Raw genomic sequence first — 23,907 nt, forward strand, 5'->3', positions numbered from 1 at the left:
ATGAAACTCAGAATAATATGTCTGCTGGTACTGCTGTGGTTTGTATGCCCTGTATTTGCACAGGATATGGCCTGGAAAGATATGCAGCAGCTCTGTACAAAATATGGCAGGATCACTGACATGCACTATAAGGCCAGATTGAAAATGTATAGTGCAAAGTCACCGGCTCAGCTGATTGATCAACTGGATGCAGTGTGTCATCTGCAAAAGGATCACTATTACGCAAAAGTAGGTGCTGTAGAAATATTGAAGACACCACAATACCTGTTGACGGTGGATAATGATGATAAGCTGGTGGTAGTAAACAGTCCGGTTACGAAGGGGGATAAGATGCAGAATGTATTGTCCGATGTAGGTGGATTGCTGGAAGCGATGAAGGTAACAGGTGTGCGGATGCAGAAGGTGATGCGGGGAAATGCTACCTGGCTGGAGCTCTCGGAGTTGCCGGATACGGATATGCTGGCCTGCCATATCCAGTATGATCCCGGTACATTCCTGATCAACACGATCTGGATGAGAGTGATAGACCCGGCACAAAGTGCGACTGAACCAGTGATCGTAGAAATTGCATACGACTACCATGTGCCTGCAGCGACAGCTGATCAATATAATGATAAAAGGTATGTACGTGTAAGCGGTCGTCAGGTAGCCCTGCAGACAGCTTATAAAAATTATACCCTCGTAAACCAATTATAAGATATCTCATCAACCTATACTTATGTTTGTTAAAACGTTAATACGGGTGCTGTTGTGTGTAGCGATGCTAAGCTGCTGGCAAACCGGTGTGCATGCACAGGAGAAATATGTGCAAACGATCACCGGCAAGCTAAAGGCCAATGATTCGTGTCGTACAATAGATCCTGTGTATGCAGATGCTGCGACCTGGGCAAAAAGGGAAACAGATCTTTCTGTAAAGAATATGATCACCTTTGAGCTAAGGCAGGATACCGGCATTTATTATTATGGCCGGCCATTTCATGCTACCCTGAACTTCGATGTGCATTATGAGGATAAAGATCATTCCGGGCATGACCTGAATGGGCTGGAATTGTCTGTAGCCTACGATACAGCAGCGGGTAGTATTTACAAAGGTGTGGCCATGTATTACTTTGAGGGTGGTTATAATGTGCGGGTGAAGATCAATAAAATAGCTAGCCCTGAACTGGGCGGGCAGGATAGTTTACCTGCTGTATTCAGGGTGAAGAATGAACTCTTCCTGGAAAGGAAGTTCTTCTTTACCACGGCTAATAGTGACATCACCCGTTATGCTTTTGAAAATAGCGGACACAAGATCCGCATCAACTGGATGGTAAATTATGACTATCCGGGTGCAGAGTTCTATGACCTGGAGTGGACATTCTATGATGATTCCAGTACAGTCGGAAAGACGATAGCGCAGAAAGCGCTTTCACAGGCGGAAATAGAAGCCTGTTTCAAAAACAATAACACCAGGATTACAACGGAGGCAAAGTCGTACTTATTGAATAATCCTTATCCTTCCGGTTATTTGATCTACCGGGTGCGTGGTGCACGCATCAGTAGTCTGACCGGAGAGCTGGAAGAAGGTGACTGGACTTATAAAGCTTATGCTGTAGATGGATCAGAAGGCCAGAGCGTTATTCACCTCGCAGCCGATCATGCTGCCGACCTGAACTACCAGTTCACCAACGAATTTGCAGAGGAAGGTAAGCACAGGGATGTGATCAGTTACTTTGATGGGATCATGAAGAACAGGCAGATGGTGACACTGGATAATTCTAAAAACAGGGCCGTTGTGCAGGAAACCATTTACGACGTAATGGGTAGAGAGGGAGTTGTGATGTTGCCAAGTCCGGAGATGGATAGTGCACTTCACTTTTTCCCGAGGATGAACCTGAATAAGCAGGGAATACCCTATTCTTATAAGGATATGGGGGTAGATGGCGATACCTGTAATGTGCTACCGCAGCCTGTTTCCGATACATCAGGGGCAGGCCGTTACTATAGCAGCAACAATCCGTTTAGCAGTGACTTTTATAATAAGTATATCCCGGATGCGAATGGCTATCCTTTTTCAGCCAAGTCTTACACACCAGACAATACCGGTCGTATCAGGCAATCCGGTGGATTGGGAGATGTGTTGCAACTGGGAAAAGGGCATAATACCCGGTATTATTATTCTTCTCCTGACCAGGTAGAACTGGACAGGTTGTTTGGTTCAGAAGCTGGTAATGCCAGCCACTACGCCAAGAACATGATCCTGGATCAGAATGGTCAGATTGCAGTATCCTATGTGGATATGAAAGGAAATACCATCGCGTCAGCATTGGCAGGTCCTAAACCTGATAATATGTACGGGCTGCCAGGTGCTACAGATAATATTACAAGGGTGAGTAAAGAGCTGGCAAAGCCGGAGAATACCAGCAGAGATGCAGGAGCATTCACTATTACCAGTAGTAATACACTGGTGATACCAATGGCTGGTGATTATCATTTCGACTATTCATTTGACCCACAAACTGTCACAACTGCCTCCTGTGAAGACAATCCCAGGGATATTTGTGCGGATTGTTATTACGATCTGTTGATACAACTGGTGGATGAGTGTGGAGTAGCTATTCATACCGTGACCCTGCCGGCGGCGCTGGGTGGTATAGATACCAGTTGTGCGACGACCGCACCAAAAGTGAGTGGTAGTTTTGACCTGCAATTACCAATTGGCGAATACCAGGTGACCTACCAGTTAAGAGCCAGCAAGGCAGCAGCAGAGTACTATGACAGTGCCTACCTGAAGCAGAATACCTGTGTGCTTACACTTGACCAGTTCAAGCGTAATTTCATTGCGCAGGCTGACCTGACGGGTTGTTACAATGACTGTAGTACCTGTAAGGCTGCATTGGGTACCAGGGAATCATTTACGGAAAAGTACCTGGCTTTGCTGAAAGCAGAAGATATGTATCCTGATAATAGTGATAAGGAATTTGCCGCTAACCTGTACGATACCTTGTACTACAAGTGCGCGAATAAGTGTACGGACTATTTGTTGGGAAATCCTTGTGATGAAACTTACCAGTTATTACTCTCCGATGTATCACCTGGCGGGCAGTATGCACTGTACGATGAAAATATGGCGCTGAAAGAGGATACCATCAATGTGCTCAGGTTTTATAATGCAGTGACAGATTATATTGATGGAGATGGTCATGCAGCGATGGTACAGAATGACGCAGGTGAAATGGTGACACCACAAAGCTTAACCCTGAGTGAGTTTATCCAGCGCTTCGAGCCTTCATGGGCATCCTCACTGGTGAAATACCATCCTGAATATTGCTTCTATAAGTGGTGTGGTATGATTAACAGCAGCAAGCAATTTGACAACCAGCTGTTGTTGACAGAAGACCCTGCGATAGCCGCGGACTCTGGCTGGTGGAACCGTAATGATGCGTATGCCTTATTAAATAAGGATCCATTCTTTGCCACAGGTGGAGTGGGAGCTGGTCAGTATGCTACCATGAAGAGTACATTGCAGCATTTCAGTAAAAAGATCCAGACCAATATGCAGGCCGGTGATGTAGACATCATGCAGGTGATCAGGTACCTGGTGTATTGTGCCGGTGATACTACGATCACCTCATTTTCACAATGTACAGGTCCCCTGGATTGTAATGGAGGACTGGATGAAAACCTGGAGTGGCTCCTCTATAAAAACTTTTATGCACAGGAGAAAACCAAACTGGTAGCATTGGCTCGTCAGAGCAGTAATGATCCTGTGATAAAGAATTGTAAGAACTGTTATATCGGTTATGCAATGACGGAATGTGATCCGCTGACAGATCCTGATTGTAGTACTTATCAGCAACTGGGCAGTGTGATGACAATATGTAAAGATTATTATGCAAACAACGATCCCCGTAAAGCACTGTATGCAGGCAAGACCCGCCAGTATATGGATGATGTAACAGGCGATAATATCTCCTCTCAGCTGACCAGCAAGAGCATGCAGGAGCTGAGAGATAGCCTGGACGGACAGCTGAATGCACAGATTGCACAGGCTTGTCAGCAGAATTGTGAGGCGCAGGCAGATAGCTGGATGTCGTCCCTGGAACATTGTGAGAACCTTGTAGATGGTACAGATTCCACTAAATACAATGCACTCAGACAAGGCCTGATTGAGGTGTGTAAGAAAGGTTGTGATATGACACATCCTTATGGTGCAAGTACAATAGCACCTGGTACAACAAACCAGGATAAGAGTTTTGAAGAAGTGATAGTAAGGGTATTAGGCCCGCAGGCAGTGAATGACAGTTGTACGGCATTGCTCATCAGCAGTCCACTACCTTACGAAGTGCAGGATGATAATAATGTGACAGCGACCGGCTTTGATGCATGTACCTGTGAGAACCTCGCTGCATTGCAAGCAGAATATGCACAGAAGGGCGGAGCAGGAGGATTGCTGGCATTCATGAAAAAGAAATATGGTACTGGCTTCAGAATGACCCAGGCAGACCTGGATATAGTGCTGAAGAAATGTGGTGGTACTGAATGTGTGCCGGCGTCACAATTGCCCACTGTATTGCCTGATGCATTACGTTGTAAATATTGTATAAGCTGTGATAGCATTAGGAAGCTGATAGACACCTTCAGGGTAGCGCATCCGAATGCGGGTGAAACCCTGCTGACGAACTACCTGAACCAGACATTGCATTTCAACCTGACTTATGCTGAGTATTGGGACTTCATCAGTCATTGTGCAACGAATGTACCGGAGACGAATTCATCAGACATTCCTTGTGCTGATTTCACTGCAGCTTATAAACACTTCCAGTTATTCAAACCTGATTATTATGCGAATCCGAATGGAGATACTACAATAACGCGCAGATTCAGGCAGAACCTGACTACCTGGTTGAATATTGAGCTGGGGCGCAATCTGAGCTATACGGCTTATATGGATGCGGCCAGTCGTTGCGGTATCCGGATTGAAGCACCGAAAGATAGTCTGCCCGTAGTTTGCAATAATAGGTTGACACCTGGTGATAGTGTATTTGCCTGTCCGCAATCAGCATTGAATTGCTGTAATATGGATGGCTATGTGACTACCTTTAGAAATGCATACCCTGATGGTGTGAATGCAAGACTGGTAGCATATTACTTTGAAATGAAGCGCCAGCAGTGGTGTTCACCCATTGGAGTGCCGGTAGTCAGTTATAGGGAAAGCTATAATTCACTGAAGAGTTTCTTTGTGGATTCGTTGCGCTTCCCGACCAGTACTATTATTGATGTGACCACAGATGGTACTTATATTTCACAGACGGGCGCAATATCATGTGGACTGAATTACAATTTTGGAGCAGCCTTTCCATTGGTAGATGCAGAGAATTACAGGCTGTGTAACCATTCTCCTGTAATAGAAGTAGAAATTGATTCACTGGCATGTTTACGTTCGCAGTTAGGGCTGGCACTGATCAATGCAGGTATCGCTTACCAGGAATACATTGATTCGGTAAGAGAAAATTACCAGGAGATCTACCTGTCAAGGTGTATGAGTGTGCAGCCTAGGCTGAGCATGACAGGAGACCTGTATGAATATCACTACACATTATATTATTACGATCAGAGTGGGGAGTTGGTAAAGACGATTCCGCCTGCAGGTGTGAAACTGCTTACAGCAGCGCAGATAGCGCAGGTGGAGCATGACAGACCTTATAATAAGCCGGAATGTTATGATGTGTCAGATACTCTGCGCTTCAATAATGGTGGGTATATACCTATGAATAAATTATTGAGCAACAGGCTGGCATCTGGCTTTAGTGTGGAGAACTGGATTTCGGCAACAGATTATTCAGGCAATCAGCCATTGTTCTCCGAGGAAGTAGCGATATCTGCACCGGAAAGATATATAGATAGTACAAGGACTATTCCTGCTTTCAATGGTACCCGTGGTATCAGTTGTTATGTTAAGAACAACCGGTTGTACCTGCGTATAGGCCGTAAACCGGCTTATTATCCGGATACATTGTACCAGACATTGACAGGATATAGTACGGCGGGCATCAGTAGTTTCCTGCAATTAAACAAGTGGGCACATGTGGTGGTGAATGCTACAGGTAGTAGTATACAGCCATTCCAGGTGTATGTGAATGGTAAGGCAGTGGCATTTACTTTCAGCAGCAGGATTGATACCCTGGGTAGTGCACCGGTGGCAAGTGGTACGGAAGAGTTCAGGTTGGGTGCTGCCCTGATAGACAACAGCTGGAATTATTACAAGGGTTATATGAAGCAGTTCCGTTTCTACAACAGGATCCTGCGTTATCCTGAGGTAGTGCTGAACAGGGATAATACCTGTATGATGCCGGCTAATGAAGGCGGGTTGCTGATATGGACACCGATGAATGAAGGTTATGATACCAGCAGGGTGACAGACAGGATCCAGAATTATGAAATGTCGACTGTGAATCCATCAGGATTGAGCTGGATGCGTCATCATGATCCTGTATATCCTGACCATACATTGCCAACAACTTATGCGTTCAATTCATTAGGAAGTATCACACAGGAATATTCACCTGATGGGGATACGTCTAAATATTGGTTTGATAAACTGGGCAGGCTGGTTGCTACGCAGCGGGCGGAGCAACGTAATCCGCTGAATGGTGGAGAGCGGGACAGGTATAGTTATTATAAATACGATTCCCTGAGCCAGCTGATAGAAGGAGGGGAGAAGACAGGTGCTTCATTCGCAAATGTCAATACATTGCATGATGCAGAAATCGCAACCTGGCTGGATGCAGGAACGAATAAACAGATCACCAGGAAACAATTTGATTTTGCATTACCTGGTTTGAACATTATACAGTCTAATCTGCGTAAGCGTTTAGCAACAGTCATGCAGGATGTGGATGGTGATGGTACTTACGAATCAGCTATACATTTCAGCTATGACATTGTGGGTAATGTGCAAACATTGTGGCAGGATATGAAGGAGCTGGAAGCGGTAGCACCGGGCCAGGGTATGAAGCGATTGGATTACGATTTTGACCTGCTGAGTGGTAATATGAACAAGGTAGCGTATCAGCAGGGGAAACTGGATCAGTTCTTCTACCGTTATCAGTACGATGCGGACAATAAAGTGATAGAGGCTGCGAGTAGTGTGGATGGCCTGGTATGGCAGCGGGATGTAGCGTACAAGTATTACCTGCACGGTTTGCTGGCCCGTATGGAACTGGGTCAGTACCAGGTGCAGGGGCTTGATTATAGCTACACACTGCAGGGATGGGCTAAAGGCTTGAATAGTGTGGAGCTGGGGCCTGAGCAGGATATGGCAGGAGATAGTAAGAAGGGAACAGCATTTGAATATTTTGGCCGGGATGCGATAGGGTATAGTCTGGGTTATTTTGATAATGACTATAAACCTATTACTTCATCCGGGACATTTGATAACAGGCATGGGTCTCCATCTACCTTAGGCGTGGGTATTCCATTGTATAGTGGTAATATTACGCATAGTTCAATAGCATTGAGCAAGCTGGATAGCGGGGCAGTGAAGGGATATGGATTTGCCTATGATCAGTTGAACAGGGTGATGCAGATTCAGCAGCATAATGTAAACAATAGCTGGAGTGCGCGTGATGATTATAAAGAAGCGCTGACCTATGATGCCAATGGTAATATCCTCACTTACCTGAGAAATGGAACGGGTCAGAAAATGGCGATGGATAACCTGACTTATAAATATAAGGATGGTACAAATCAGCTGTTGCAGGTAAGAGATGATGTGGATAAGGATAATTATAAGGAGGATATAGATGACCAGGAGGCAAATAATTATTCTTATGACAGGAGTGGTAATCTGATCAAAGATATGGCGGGTAAGATCCAAAAGATAGAGTGGGATGTGAATGGAAAGATCACCCGCATCACGAAGGATACAAGTACGATTCAGTTTGGGTATGATCCGATGGGTAACAGGTTGTGGAAGGATGCGAATGGGAAGAAGGAATTTTATGTGAGGGATATGAAGGGGAATGTGATGGGGATCTATAAGTATGCAGATAGTGCGTTGATCTGGGATGAGCAGGATTTATATGGAGCGGGTCGAATTGGGATGTGGAGACCTGGTGTGGAGATGACAGGAGATACGACAATTCCGGAGCAGGATAGTTTGATGCGGGGAGAGCGGTTTTACGAGTTGACGAACCATTTAGGGAATGTGATGGCAACGATTAGTGATAAGAAGACGGGTGTGAGTGCGGATACGCAAACGGTGGATTACTTTGTGCCGGAGGTGTTGTCAGCGCAGGATTATTATTCTTATGGTATGATGCAACCTGAGCGGTCATTTGCTTTGAGGGGAGATTATAAGTATGGGTTTAATGGGATGGAGAGAGATGATGAGGTGGCGGGAGATGGAAATAGTTATACGACCACTTTCAGGGAGTATGATGTGAGGTTGGGTAAGTGGTTTAGTTTAGATCCTGAGTTCAGGAAGTATCCGGGGCAGAGTCCGTATGTGGCGTTTGATGGGAATCCGGTGGTGAACACGGATCCGAACGGGGATGATACGGGTGATCCACAGAAGTTGAAGAAGGCGGCGAAGATGGCGGTGGAATATGTATTGAAGGATGATGAGAAGCATAATAAAGGTGCAGCAAAATGTAATATTGGTGTGCAGCAGGTATACACAGCATTAACCGGGAAAAACACCTTTGATGGCCATGTTGCGAATGAAATTTATGATATGTTGGCTAAATCAACTGAATTTGAACCGATTGATCTGACTGATATTCAGACGGCTGCTAATAAAGGAGATCTGGTAATTGGGGCACAAAAAGTTGTTGGTGGTCATGGTCATGTGATTGTAATTGTGCCTTCGGATAATGCTGTTGATGGAAGGCAATTTGCTGGAAAGAAACCATCAGACTTCCCTGAAGGTACAATACCATGGGAGATGGATACAGGAAAGGGTAACCGCTATGATAAGAGAACTATCAATTATGCCTGGAATGCAGATGATCAGTCAGATGTACTTTTTTACAGATATACTGGTAGCTTCGCTGGTGGTACAGTAACCCTTACTGAGGATGAACAGGCTAACGGGGTTTCTTCTGGCTATTTATTCCATAAGAATATGAATGCAAAAATAGTGGCACCGAAACCTTCTGCTAAAGCGGCTGAAAAATCATCCGCCGCTGCTACACCAGCTGCCGCTGTGGGCGGTGGTGGAACAGCAAAAGCTGGACAGCACCGTCAGGTTAAGCAACGGAACGTAATATCCATAGCTCCACCAGATGGTTCTTTTATAAAGCAATGGATAGATACACATAAATTGTATAAAGACGGCCCTGGACGTATATTTATCCCTTACCAGGGAAGAATGAGACGACCTCCTTCCCGTTTAGGAGATTAAGAATAGTAACTGAAATAATATCATTATGGGAAAACTTTGTTTTTTGTCATGCTTATTTACCTTGATAGCCAGCTATCAGCAGGGCCCCAAAATGGGGTTTATAAGAGGTTTTATACAACAGGAAGCTGTATATGAAGTGCCTAAAGAGAAAGCGCTCTATACATATAATGGTAGCTGGAAAAAAATAGCTACCCGTCCTGATAAGAATGAGGTGATTCAGGTAACGGATAGTTTTACCTGCTATCATTCGAATGGCAGCAATACTGATACTTTGGTGTATAACTATAACAATGGGAAGAAAGAGGTATTTGTACGGGCTGGATTGAGCTGGTTGATAGTGGGTACAGATGGCCGGGCCTGTTACAGGGATAAGGCCAATGGGAAAAATATCCAGTATAAAAAAGGAGAGACGGTAACTAACCTGAAGATCCAGGGATATCCAATGGACATTGTGGGCAGCCATCTTTATTATTATCAGTACCAGGCGGTGCCGGCGGATCCGGAGGATTTGCGGGCTAAAATATATGACCTGGATCTTGATAAACCAACAGCAGCTCCGGTATTAATCCTGAAGAATGCCGATGGAGAAAGGCTCAAAGTAAGTGCTGATAGAAAATACATGCTGACGGGGCAAACGAAAAGTGCGAATGCAAATGATTTCTATCCATTGATCCTGGATATCAAGAATCAACGGATCTCTTACATTCAGATAGATGACGATAAACTGGGTAATTCATATTATTCCCCGAAGGATTCAGCATTTGTTTTTTATGGTTTTCAGACTATGGAAAAGCAGGTACTCAAACCATCAAAATTGAAATACATACCCGTAAATAAATAATAAACCGAATAAAACTCAACCTTATACCATGAGAATCCTTGTACTGGCCCTCGCATTGTTTGGCCTTGCCCTCACGTCCTATGGGCAGAATATTTACCAGATCCGTGCCGATAGTGTACGGATCTACAACGACTGTGATACAGCGGAATTTATTTTAGAAAACCATACACAAATGGTTCCCGGATTTCTGTACAACAGAGGAAGGGGGCGTACGGAGTTCCGTCGTCTTCAGTTTTTAAACCTTGGAGGTGGATTGATTTCTATTGGCGATCAGGATACCCTTGATCTGGGAGCGATAGTTGGTGGTATTGGTGGCGGTGGCAACAGTACTGCTTATATTAAAAACCAATTAGATAGTGCGCAGGTTGCTAATTATAGAATTAATGGGAGTGGTACGCAGAAGACGCTGACACTAACACAGGATGTAACGAAACTTTCTCCATTGATTATGTTGGGCAATGGTGATACATTGGTGAAAGCCGGGCAGGTAGATAACCTTTTTATGGGGGGTAAGACCGGTTTGAGCTTAGGTGCATCAGCTGCCGGGAACGTAGCATTTGGTTATAATTCAATGAACAGGCCTACAGGTAATACGAATGCTGCATTTGGTTCTGGTGCGCTGCAGGCACTGACCAGTGGTAATGGGAATATAGCTGTTGGAGGCGACGCACTTAAACAAGTAACAACCGGTAGCTTAAATATTGGGATCGGCGTACTGGCAGGAACGAATGTAACTACCGGAAGTGGTACCATTGCAATAGGTTATAAAGCGCTGAATGCGGGGGGGACCGGTGTAGCGATTGGTAATAATACCCTTGTTGGTGCTTCATCAACTACTTCCAACATTGGGGTTGGTAGTAGTACACTGGGAGCAGTTTCTACCGGTACTTTAAATATTGGTATGGGGTCCCTGGCACTGGGAGCCGTGACTACAGGTACTTATAATATTGCAATTGGTAATACATCAGGAACAACTACCCGTACAGGAAGCAATAATATTTTCGTGGGAAGCTATACACAGGCGCTGGATACTTCCAGTAATGTGACGATGATTGGTAACTATCTTAAATCTTATAAATCCAACGTAGTATTGATTGGTGGTTACAAACAGAATGTAGTGATCGGTCCAAATTCTGCCGGATCAGCTACTTTCAAATGGGATACTTTAAATGTTGATACGGGTGATAAGCTGCAGGTAAATGGTAGCGCTTTTATTTCAGGCAAAGTGAAACTGCCTGCTTACAAGAATATCAATGGAGACTCAGTGCTTACAACCGATGCTAATGGCAACCTGATCTTCACTGCCAAAGGCGGTGGTTCAAGTTCAACTCATACAGTCGCTAACCTGCAAAATGTAACTGACACAGGCAATGTTACGAATAATGCAATTGTCCTTACTGGTAATAATAATTTGAATGATAGCACGGGAGTAGGCATGCACATGTATGTAGACAACAGCACTGAGTACAATTCAAGGGGTCTTAGAGCGAACATAAAGGTCTATGATTATAACACCAGTACCCCTGGTCATCTATATGTAACTGGTAAAGGTCTCATGGTTGAAAATCCAGAGAACTATACCAGCCGTGTTCGTATGCATCCTGAGAACGACGGTTTCCACATAGATGCAGAATATCTGGAAGAAGGATATTCCTGGTATCAGACCGGTCAGCTGATGTTAAATACATCTGGAAGGACTATAATTGGTGGTTCCGGGGATGGTACCTATAGTGTAAATATTGATGGTGCATTGGCTACCCGTGTTGAGAGGTCCAGAAACATCGCCAGTGACTATATGTCCCGTGATGCGGTAACTTACCTGATTGTTGACAACACGACTACTACCATCAAAATGTATGAACCTACATTTTGTCCGAACCGTATTGTTACGATCAAGAAGACAGTCAACACCACCACCCCAATTAAAATCGTAATTGACGGTGCTGGTCTGATCGATGGTCAAACTTCTATCACTATCACCGATTATCTTGCCAGCGTGCAGCTGCAAAGTGATGGAACCAACTATTGGATCCTCTACAGATATAAAAACTAAGTCATCTTCTTCAATACTCAAAAAGCTGGTCTTGAAAAAGGACCAGCTTTTTTTATGAATTTTCCTGTAGTAGTATTTCTACAAAAGTGGTACGTATAATCGGATATTGATATTATTTTGTCTTAAAATAGCATTATAATTAGCTAAAATGAACTAAAAATGGAATGAGTATAACACATAGGTGTTAGTTTTGCCTACGTCTCTTGCCCCATTTCCCCCCATTCAGGCTCATCCATCTGCCGTTTTTTGCAGGTTCTAATTGTATGTTCTTTTTTTATAATGAGAATCAATTGCTTATGTGATATGTATTTAAAATTAAAATGATACGTTCATGTCATTTAACTAATATTAGTAATATTAGATATTTGCGCCATAGGAATCGTAGAACCTTTGCATATTCGGGTTCGTGAACATCACAACAACAGTGGACAGTACATTTTGCCTCTTTTTAACCAATTTTTTACTTGAAAACCTTTTAAGCCTTGCAAGTTCCAATCTGTGCAACAGAGAGTTTTTTATGCCAGGTAATAACTAATTAATAAAGGAAAACGGATAAATAAATAAAATTTAAAAATCTATCTATCCCTATACTAATATGAAAACAGTTTTACACAACGTTTCACGCAAACTTTTATTGGCTGGTGGTATCACCCTGGCAGCTACTGCGGCAAACGCACAGATGAAAATTGGTGATAATCCTTCACAGATTACTAAGTCTGCTATCCTGGAGCTGAATAGCGCCAAGCAGGGTCTGTTGCTGCCAAGGTTAGCTGATTTTACTGCCATCGATGCAGCGATCGGCTCTGATGCTGTAGACGGTATGATCGTATATCTGAACAGCACTGATGACACTAAAGACGGTGTGTACATGCGTAAAGCCGGTGCATGGGTTAAAATTGCCAGCGCCGCTGATGCTGCAGCTAACTGGGGTCTGACAGGTAATGCCGGTTCTAATCCTGCTACCAACTACATTGGTACCTCTGATGCGCAGAAACTCTCCATCCGTGCAAATGCTACTGAAGCAATCAGCGTTCAGACTGATGGCCAGGTACAACTGAAAAATGTAACCGCTACTACCACTGATGCGGCACTGGATGTACTGATCATCCAGGCTGATGGTACTATCGTGAAAAAATCTTTGCCAGCTTATGCTTTCAAAAATCTGCTGACAAACGTGGATGCTTCCGTGCTGACGCTGAATACCACCCAGGCTGCTGATGGCCAGGTGACTATCAACGCGCCTATCATGGATGGTGCTTCTACCAAATCTTATGGTTTCATGACCCTCGCTGACTGGACTACCCTCCAGAACCTGGCGGCTGGTAACAGTCTGACTGTAGCTAACCTGATCACTGCAGCAGCTACTACGTTCGACGCTACCAAAGGTGCCATGATCAATTATAATACTACTACCAAACAATACGAACTGTCACTGATCGAAGCATCTACTGACAGAAATGGTATTGTAACTACTGGTGCACAGTCTTTTGCAGGTGCTAAAACCTTCACTGGTACTGTAACTGTAAATGGTGCGACTACGCTGAACAGCACATTGGGTGTAACTGGTGCTACTACCCTGGGTAGTACACTGGATGTAACCGACGTGGCTACACTCAGAAAAGATGTAAACGTTACAACCGGTAATGTAAACGTTACCGCTGGTAACTTAAACCTGACCGCAGGTAACGCTAATGTGGGTGGTACTTTAGGTGTAACCGGTAACGCTACACTGGATGGTACAGTTAAACTGAACTCCACCGCTGCAAACACTGAGACCAATGCGCTGAACGTACTCGTACAGAATAAGACCAGCAACAATGTGGAAGTAAAATCCTTCTCCTTTGATGCTATCGCAAATGCAATCACCCTGATCAAAACCGGTGCTACTTCTACTGCCGGTAGCGATGTGGAACTGCTTGCTGCAAATGCAGGTACTGACTTTAATATCGTAGCGGATGGTACTGCCAAGACAGTCACTTTCAACCTGCCAAATGCCAGCGCAGTTGACGCTTCTCATACTGCAGTTCAACGAGGTGTTGTTTCTACTGAAAGACAATCTTTCGCTGGTAGCAAATCTTATGCTGACAGCGTAGCGATCGGTTCTTCCAGCGTAGCTAACTCTACCCTGCAGGTAAATGGTTCCGTAGCGATGGCAATCAAAACCGTTACCGGTGCTTATACTGTAACTGGTGCTGATAATACCATCCTGGCAGATGCTACTGCAGGTGCTTTCACGATCACACTGCCAGCTCCTGCTGCCGGTATCCAGGGTCGTATCTATACCATCAAGAAAACAGGTGGCGATATCGACAAAGCTGTTACTATCATGCCAGGTGCTAACAGCATCGAAGGTGGTTCCAGCTATGTAATTTACAATGACTGGACTTTCATTACAGTTCAAACGGATGGTACTAACTGGTATATCATCAAGAAATAAGGGATAAGATTTTATAACAGGAGCAGTAATGCTGCTCCTGTTTAATCTCTTTTGTGGGCCTGTATTCGTGAAACCAATTAATACCTATGAAAATATTCTCAAACCGGCTTGTGCTATTATGCATGCTTGTGCTGATTGCAGCATATGCAGAAGCGCAGCAATTGAAGTTAGGTAAAAACCCGACTACAATTGAAAAGTCGGCGCTGCTGGACCTGAACAGCGATAAACAAGGACTTTTACTTCCAAGAATTGCTGACTATACCGTCGCCCCGCTCAGTACTGCTCCTGATGGTATGCTTATATACTATGTTCCTGATAAGTTATTATATATCCGTAAGAATGGAACATGGAAAAAACTCGTAGACGAAACCAATGCTATTTCATCTGTAAATGGACAAACCGGTCCAGTTGTTTCCTTAACCACCAGCGATATTTCAGAATCTGTCAATCTTTACTATACTGACGCGAGAGCCAGAGCGGCGTTCAGTGCCGGAACCGGAATAAATCTTTCCGGGGCAGGTGTCATTTCAGCTTTGAATACTTCTAATTTATGGAATGCGGCCCAGTTACAGGGACGCAACATTGCAACCACCGCCCCTGCCGATCAGAACGTACTGACATGGGATGCAGCTTCCAATAGCTGGATACCCAAAGCTACGGGTAGTAATGGTTCTGTTACATCAGTTGCATTGTCCTTACCTTCTTCAGTATTCTCAGTAAGTGGAAGCCCTGTTACATCAACCGGTACCTTATCCGCTTCCTTTACCTCACAGGCAGCCAATACCGTATTTGCCGCACCAAACGGATCTGCAGGTACACCTTCATTCCGTTCTTTGGTAGCTGCTGATATCCCTTCAGGTTCTAATAATTATATACAGAATATATCTACCGGTACACAGACAGCCAGTTTTTCTATCACGGGCAATGGCCTTATAGGCAGTAAACTGGGTGTTGGCCTCAGCACTACACCAGCCAATACCCTGGAAGTAGGCGGCACGACTGCTGCCAGTGGTTTGTCCGGATTAAGACTAACGGGTCTCGGTGCGGCAACCCTGCAAACACCACTGACCAACACACTGGCAGTAAATGCAAATGGGGATGTGGTGGTGACATCGAATGCTGCAGCCAATAACTGGTTGATTACCGGTAACTCCAATGTAAATGCCAGCACACAATTCCTGGGTACTACCAATGATGTGAAGATGGTGATTAAATCCAACAATACGTCTTTCCTGGAATTTGGTCGTCGTGCTACGTTAGGGTTGGTGCAGAATTATCCGGAGTATACCAATGCTGACGAAAGTGTAACATTCGTGAGGTCGGCCTTGCAATTTGATGTACCCAGCACAGTACAGTTTTATAAACCAAAGTTCTGGACAACCAGTGACGGTAATTTCCGCCTGAAAGGTCCTGCTGCAGGAACAGATTTCTTTGAACTGGGTGCGAGTGGTACTAATAATAATGGTGGTTTTGAATTCATTATCGGTGATGATGGGGATGAGCCTATCCTGTTTAAGAGTTACTACTACGTGGATTCATCTTATACTGAGATGATGCGCATGCAGTCAAAGAAAGTAGGTATCAATATGGCAGGTGTCACACCCGCACAGACCTTGGATGTAAGAGGAACGATGCGGCTGACTGGTAGCACAGGTACTCCTGATAATATATTAGGTCGCAACAGCGGCAGTGGTGATATTGCTACCCTTGGTTTTGATGCTACCACACTTGGCATCACCAGCGGATCTATTAAAGCAAATAATACAAGTGCTGTATGGAATGCCAACCAGTTGCAAAGCGTAGCTGTAGCAAGTACAGCACCTACTTCCGGACAGGTATTAACATACAATGGTACAAACTGGGCACCTGCTGCAAGTAGTCTGCCTACTGTAAGCGCCAGCAGATTACTGGGTAGATATGCAACCACTTCAGGAGCTGCACAGGAAATAAGTTTGAACACATCATTGAAACTGACAACTGGCGGCGTGCTATATGCCGACAGTACCCTGGCTATCTGGAACGCCAGCAAGCTGCAGGGTACACGGGTATCTGCCACTGCTCCTACTTCCGGTCAATACCTGGTATATGATGGTACTGCCTGGGTGCCTACCACTGTTTCATCAGGTGGAAGTAACGGCAATGGTGCCAAGTGGTCTACCAATGGTAACAGCGGTACTTCACCAGGTTCTGACTTCCTGGGTACTACGGATAGTAAGGCGCTGGTAGTAAAAACAAACAATACAGAAGCAATGCGTGTAGATGCAAGTGGTCGTGTGGGGGTGAATACAGCTGCGCCCAGCAGCACGTTTCATTTGACAGGATCCTTTGCTGCAAATATTACCAGTTACGATAACCCGACGGCTGCCGTTACTGTAAACCTTAATGAGACGCATTACATGATTGCAAGAATGTCCAGCGTCAATGGTGGAACTTATAATGTAACAGCTAATCTGCCGGCAGCCTCCAGTTGTCCGGGCAGGGTTTATGTATTTTCCAATACCATCTTTGATTCAGGTTATGGTAAAGTATATGTAGTACCGGCAACTGGTGAATTTATTGGTAGTCTGGGTAAAAATACAACGATGAATGTAGACGAACGCCAGTCTGCCGCACTGCAAAGTACAGGTACTTACTGGGTAGTAATATACAAGGGTTCTAACCAAGGTTACTAACAATAATAGTTAATAATGAAGTTCTTATTCTCCATGATACTTTTATGCGTTACGTTCCATATCGGCTATGGGCAGGAGACTTACATCTCTACCGGTGCGCAGGTATGGAATTTCGGTAACGTCGGGGTATTTGGCAACATAACGAATGAGGGGTCATTAGGATCGAGCCCAAATGCTAACCTATATTTCTATGGTAAAGTATGGACGAATGGCTTCAACGCTTCCCTCAAAGATGAAAGCAGCTCCGGCCTTCAGGGTACCGGAGGCTTTTTCCGTTTTGCCGGTCGCAGCGGACAACAAACTATTTCCGGTGGATACAATGTAGCTGCGAAAATTGGAGCGAGTTTTCCAAACCTGGATGTCAATAACCCGGATGGTATCATCTTCTATACCCTCAATGACCTGAAGATCAGGAATACCCTGAGTTTATCGAATGGATTGGTGTATCTGAACGGACAGAACCTCATGGTCGGCGAAGCATCTACAGGGACTATCACCGGTTATTCAGACAAGCGTTTTATTGTGACAGGTACAGGATCCAACGGAGGCTTCCTCTATCGTTCTAAACTTTCTATCAGCTCAGGACAGGTGATGTTCCCAATTGGTAGCACTGCTACGAATTATTCACCTGCAGCTGTGCAGTATGAAGGTGTGGCAGAAGATTTCCATGCCCGCGTATTTGACAGTGTATATCAATATGCAAGTTCCGGTACTTCTATTTATGATACTGTTGTTTACAAAACATGGAACATCGGGCAGGAGCTGGGTGGTACCGGGAAAACAGCTATTACCCTGCAGCATATGGATGCTGATGAAGGAAATGAATATAATCTAAGCAGGGATGAGAGCTACATCTCTTTATTCCAGGATAGTCAGTGGGAGCGTCGTTACAGTGTGAATGACAACATGAGCACAGGAACACTATCCACCCAACCGATGGCATCTTCAGCTACCATGCATTCCCGCGGATTCGGGGGCATTGGACTAAACGCTTATTTTGCCAAGAAGACGAACTATACCAACAGTTATTCCCCTGCTACAATTATTGACTTCAATGCCTACCGTGTAAGTATCTCACTGGTGGATCTGGTCTGGATCACCAGCAGGGAGACAAACATGTATGTGTTTGAAGTAGAGCGCAGGCTGGATAATGAAGAAACCTTTACGAAGGTAGGTACTGTAGCTACCAAAGCACCTAATGGAAACAGCACAACTAAATTGAGTTACTATTATCAGGATACAAATGACTACGATGGATGGAGCTATTATCGCATCAAAGCAGTATCAAAAACCGGCAAGTACGTCTACTCTGATATAAGAGAAGTTGGACCGCTGGTGGCTGTAATTGTTTACCCGAACCCGAACTGGGGCGATTTCAAGATCAAGGTAAGAGGTATCAAGAAAACGCTGACCATGCAATTGTATGATGTATGGGGTCAGGTGATGCGTAGACAGGAGATTACAGGTGCCGGAGATGTGGAGGTACACAACTTACCGGCTGGTACATACTTCCTCGTCATGAAAGAAAAAGACACACAGAAAGAAGTGTATACCTGCAAAGTAATAGTGATTGATCATTGATAAGACAACAGAAAATGAATTGAAACTAAACAAAGGCATATAACTTATTGGCAGAGAAAGCATGTGGGGCATGAAAAACCCTACCTGCTTTCTTAGTCGTATTTATAGGTTTTTGTTTAAACCCTGGTAAATTTTTTATGAAGACTAAATTCCTTGTCCGAACCGTTCAACTATTGCCAGTATTCCTGTTCTGGTCCACGCTGATGTTTGCACAACAGCTGAAGCTGGGTGATAATCCCAGTTCCCAGCAAAAATCTGCACTACTGGAACTTGAGAGTAAATCTCAGGGTTTATTGTTACCCAGAATTTCAGATACGACTAGCGGTGTTATTAGTACAGCTCCCGATGGTATGATTATCTACCTCACACTGAACAACAGTTTGTGTATCCGTAGTAACGGGCACTGGCGACCATTGCTGCCTGAGGGATATGCAATCACCAGCATGAACGGACAAACGATTGCTGTGCAATCACTGGCAACCACAAATACTGCCGGTGCATTGGGCTTTACTTCAGCTGCAGGTACTCATACATTAAATATACCGGATGCAACTGCCACCAATAGTGGTTTTGTGAATACAAATGCACAGACGCTGGCAGGTGCCAAGACATTTACAAATACATTGACGGCTAATCAGGATGTATTCCTGACAGGAATCAATATTGATAATACAAAGGATAGCGTACTGCTTATCGATGGTGGCAAACTGTTGAAAAAACAACTGACTGGCTTAGCACCAGTTGGTGCAGCAGGAGGTGATCTCTCAGGCACTTACCCTAATCCGGCCATTGCTGCGGGTGCAGTAACCGGTACCAAGATCGCGCAGGCAGGTGCTACTACCGGCCAGTCTCTGAAGTGGAATGGCACAACCTGGGCACCGGCTGCTGATGATGGGCTGACTTCTGTAGGATTGACATTACCATCCTTATTTACAGTGGCGAATTCACCGCTTACTGCGAATGGTACGATTGCGGCTTCACTGGCTTCCCAGACAGCAAATACGTTCTTTAGCGCACCTGATGGTGCAAATGGTACGCCGGCTTTCCGTACACTGGTAGCTGGTGATATCCCTTCATTACCTTTTTCAAAAATTACAGGTACAGTGCCTGTATCACAGGGGGGAACAGGATTAACGACTGTAGGTACTTCAGGTCAGGTGCTTACATCTAATGGTACTGGTTTAACATATGCCACACCTTCAGTTACCCTGGCAGGTGATGTAACCGGCGCGAGTGGCTCGAATACCATTGCTGCAGGAGCAGTAACTGGTACCAAGATCGCACAGGCCGGCGCAACTACCGGACAGGTACTGAAATGGAATGGTACCACCTGGGCACCGGCTGCTGATGATAACAGTGGCTCTATTTCTTCAATTGGCTTAGTAGTACCTTCTTTCCTCACAGTATCTCCTGCTACATTAACGGCAAATGGTACATTTACAATCGGTACAAGTACACAGACTCCAAACCTGGTGTTTGCAGGCCCCTCCACAGGTACAACTAATGCTGTGCCTACTTTCCGCTCACTGGTAGCTGCTGATATGACAATGGGTACACAGCGCCTGATAGGCCGGTATTCCAATGGCACCGGTACCGGACAGGAAGTGGCAATGGATAAAACATTGAAAATGCTGACGAGTGGTTATTTATATGTGGATACCACCCTGGCAGTTTATAATGCACAAAAACTTCAAAGTATAAAAGTAGCGACGACAGCACCTACTACAGGACAGGTGTTGAAATATGATGGTACAAACTGGTCACCGGCTGCTGATGATAACAATGGTCTTACTTCAGTTGGTTTGACTTTACCTTCTCTGTTTACAGTGACTGGTTCACCGCTTACCGCAAATGGTACTATCTCTGCAACATTAGCTTCTCAAACAGCAGGTACCGTATTTGCCGCGCCTACGGCCGGTGGTACACCAACTTTCCGCTCACTTGTAGCTGCTGATATTCCTTCCTTACCCTTCTCCCAGATTACAGGTACGGTGCCTGTATCTCAGGGTGGTACAGGGCTGACAAGCGTAGGTACATCCGGTCAGGTATTGACTTCTAACGGTACCGGTCTTACTTATGCAACACCTTCTGTCACACTGGCTGGTGATGTAACCGGAGCAAGTGGTTCAAATACCATCGCAAACAGTGCAGTTACTTATGCTAAAATCCAGAACGTAGGCGCATCTAAGTTACTAGGCAGATATGCTGCTACAGCTGGCGTAGCACAGGAAATTGGCCTGGACAATACCTTGAAATTTACAGCAGGTGGTAACCTGTATGCTGACAGTGCACTGACAGTGTGGAATGCAGGCAAGCTACAGGGAGTAAGAGTTGCATTTACAGCACCGGCTACCAATCAGGTATTAAAATACGATGGTACCAACTGGTCTCCGGCGGCAGATAATGGTCTGACTTCAGTAGGATTGACATTGCCATCATTATTTACAGTGGCGAATTCACCGCTTACAGCGAATGGTACGATTGCGGCTTCACTGGCTTCCCAGACAGCCAATACTATCCTTGCCGCACCAAACGGGGCTAATGGTACACCTGCTTTCCGTACGCTGGTAGCAGCAGATATTCCTACATTACCATTCTCCCAGATCTCAGGCACAGTACCTGTATCTCAGGGCGGTACTGGTTTGACAGCTGTAGGTACAGCAGGTCAGGTTTTGACATCTAATGGTACCAGCCTTACCTGGGCTACACCCAGTGCTGCTACCTCAGGTCTCACTTCTGTAGGTTTGTCTATGCCTTCCATCTTCACAGTTACCAATTCACCATTAACAGCAAATGGTACACTGACTGCTTCATTTAATAATCAAACCGCGAATACCGTGTTTGCAGGCCCGTCTTCAGGAGCTGCTGCAGCACCTGCTTTCAGAGCTTTGGGCATCAGCGATATCCAGAATGTGAATTCACAGAAACTGTTGGGTCGATATGCGACTACCTCTGGTGCTGCTCAGGAAGTGACTTTGGATAATACAATCAAACTGAATACTGCCGGTACATTGTATGCAGATAGCTCACTTGCAATCTGGAATGCAAGTAAGGTACAGGGTGTGAAAGTATCAGCGGCCACGCCTACCAGCGGGCAGGTTTTGAAGTATAATAGTACTACCGGAATCTGGGAGCCCAATACAGATAATGATGGTGGTGCGACATACGCTAAAGCTACTACCAACGACCTCTCTTATGCTACCGCAGATGGTTCTACTACTGTCATGAAAATCTGGCAAAGTCCGGTGAGCGGAACGGCAACTAACAGCCCTAAATATACGAATGCTTATGCCTGGAGCGTGATGGCATTTAATGGTACTTCCTATACAACACAGTTATACTTTGATAAAAATACAATGGCGATTAAAGAATGGGGTGGAATAACAGCCCCGCTGACTACTAACGCCGGTAATGGATGGTACAAAGCCATCTTAACAAATGGGGACAACAAAATAGGTGTAGGTGCGATTGTATATGGTAAGCGTACTTACGATGCGTCAGCAGAAGCAGCTTCAGACAGTACCAGTTTTGTATGGGATGAAAATAATGACAGGTTAGGTATCAATACGAGCTCACCGCAGTATAATCTGGATGTAAACGGAACGGCAAGGGTAAGTGGTGCTGCTACATTAAGTTCAACACTGGCTGTAACCGGGAATACCACTATGAATGGAACGGTGAAGGTGGGGAGTGCAGGGACTGCGCTGACGAATATTATTAAAACTACGGCAACAATTTCTGGGAATACCAATATCGCAGGATCATCTTCCACCACTGTAACACTTACTGTAGCTGGGGCTACCAGTACATCTGCTGTATCTGTCAATCCAACAGTCGCATTAAATTCAGGTGTTTCCATTTCTTATGCATATGGAGGTACCAATACTGTTACGGTAGTATTTACAAGTCCTTCTACCAGAACCCTGGGAACCACCGGTGGTAACATTACTTTTGTCGTAAGTGTCATCAACTAATCCTACCCGGATTCACTCATAAAAAAACGCTTCTGCCCCCTGCAGAAGCGTTTTTTGTTTACCTTTACACCGTTTAATTCATACAGTTTTGAAAAAGATTATCATCACCTTAGATGGATATTCTTCCTGCGGGAAGAGTACGCTAGCCAAACAGTTAGCTGCGGAGCTGGATTATGTATACATTGACAGCGGCGCCATGTATCGTGCTATCACTTTGTATTTCATTCAGAACCGTATAGACTGGAATAAACCCGAAGAAGTAGCCCAGGCATTGTCCAACATCCAACTGGAATTCGTCTACAACCCACTCTCCGGTTCCTCCGAAATGAACCTGAACGGTGAAAATGTAGAACATATGATCCGCGAAATGCTGGTGGCTGAAAAAGTAAGTGAAGTAGCAGCCGTAGGTGCTGTAAGAGAGTTTGCCGTAGCACAGCAACAGGAAATGGGTAAGCAAAAAGGCATCGTTATGGATGGCCGTGATATCGGTACAACCGTGTTCCCACATGCAGAGCTCAAGATCTTTATGACAGCTGACACAGCTATCCGTGTAGAACGCCGCTTTAAAGAGCTCTATGCAAAGAACAAGAACATCACTATTCATGAAATAAAAGAGAACCTGGAGCTGCGCGACTACATCGATACCAACCGCGAAATCAGCCCACTCCGTAAAGCTGAAGATGCTATCATATTGGATAACAGTCAATTAACTCCTGAAGACCAGTTAAAACTGGTTTTACAATGGGTAGATGATGCCGTAATGGTGAAGTCCTAGGCAAAAAGTAATGAGTACCATGTGCCCTGACAGCAGGCTATCCTCCGGATACCTGCTGCCACAGAGGCCTCATCGCCAAATAGAATATTCTTCCTGAATTTATTTTAATATTAGAAAAACCTTTGTTAAATTTGTTCTATCCCGGTGAGTATTCCGGATAATCCTACAATAGTTTTTCCACATCCTTTC

9 protein-coding genes are annotated in these 23,907 nt (G+C 44.8%); all 9 read left to right on the top strand.

The genetic code is table 11. From position 1 onward, the window contains the following. The 9 genes from DXN04_RS24455 (at window position 1) to cmk (ending at window position 23,718) form a co-directional block, all read left to right on the top strand. Complete coding sequence (locus DXN04_RS24455; protein ID WP_116856036.1) at window positions 1-696, top strand: hypothetical protein; 696 nt, start codon at window positions 1-3, stop codon at window positions 694-696. A gap of 22 nt (window positions 697-718) precedes the next feature. After that, window positions 719-9,385, top strand: a complete 8,667-nt coding sequence (locus DXN04_RS24460) for an RHS repeat domain-containing protein (RefSeq protein ID WP_116856037.1) — start codon at window positions 719-721, stop codon at window positions 9,383-9,385. A 43-nt stretch (window positions 9,386-9,428) separates the two neighbouring features. Beyond that, on the top strand, window positions 9,429-10,226 hold the full coding sequence (locus DXN04_RS24465) for a hypothetical protein (protein WP_147320052.1): 798 nt from the start codon (window positions 9,429-9,431) through the stop codon (window positions 10,224-10,226). Window positions 10,227-10,254: 28 nt separating this feature from the next. Beyond that, complete coding sequence (locus tag DXN04_RS24470; protein WP_116856039.1) at window positions 10,255-12,279, top strand: autotransporter outer membrane beta-barrel domain-containing protein; 2,025 nt, start codon at window positions 10,255-10,257, stop codon at window positions 12,277-12,279. Between the two features lie 595 nt (window positions 12,280-12,874). Then, window positions 12,875-14,716, top strand: coding sequence for a hypothetical protein (locus DXN04_RS24475; RefSeq protein ID WP_147320053.1), 1,842 nt, complete (start codon window positions 12,875-12,877; stop codon window positions 14,714-14,716). 86 nt (window positions 14,717-14,802) lie between these two features. Beyond that, a complete protein-coding gene (locus tag DXN04_RS24480) occupies window positions 14,803-17,388 on the top strand; it encodes a hypothetical protein (RefSeq protein WP_147320054.1) in 2,586 nt (861 codons plus the stop codon). 15 nt (window positions 17,389-17,403) lie between these two features. Next, window positions 17,404-18,969 carry a T9SS type A sorting domain-containing protein gene (locus DXN04_RS24485; protein WP_116856042.1) on the top strand — a complete coding sequence of 522 codons (1,566 nt, stop codon included), beginning with the start codon at window positions 17,404-17,406 and terminating at the stop codon, window positions 18,967-18,969. A 137-nt stretch (window positions 18,970-19,106) separates the two neighbouring features. Then, window positions 19,107-22,943, top strand: a complete 3,837-nt coding sequence (locus tag DXN04_RS24490; RefSeq protein ID WP_147320055.1) for a beta strand repeat-containing protein — start codon at window positions 19,107-19,109, stop codon at window positions 22,941-22,943. Window positions 22,944-23,031: 88 nt separating this feature from the next. Next, window positions 23,032-23,718: a (d)CMP kinase gene (gene cmk / locus DXN04_RS24495; protein WP_116856044.1), complete on the top strand. Its 687-nt coding sequence runs from the start codon at window positions 23,032-23,034 to the stop codon at window positions 23,716-23,718. Window positions 23,719-23,907: the final 189 nt, after the last annotated feature.

It is taken from the genome of Chitinophaga silvisoli, from assembly GCF_003412465.1.
Taxonomy (GTDB): Bacteria; Bacteroidota; Bacteroidia; order Chitinophagales; family Chitinophagaceae; genus Chitinophaga; species Chitinophaga silvisoli.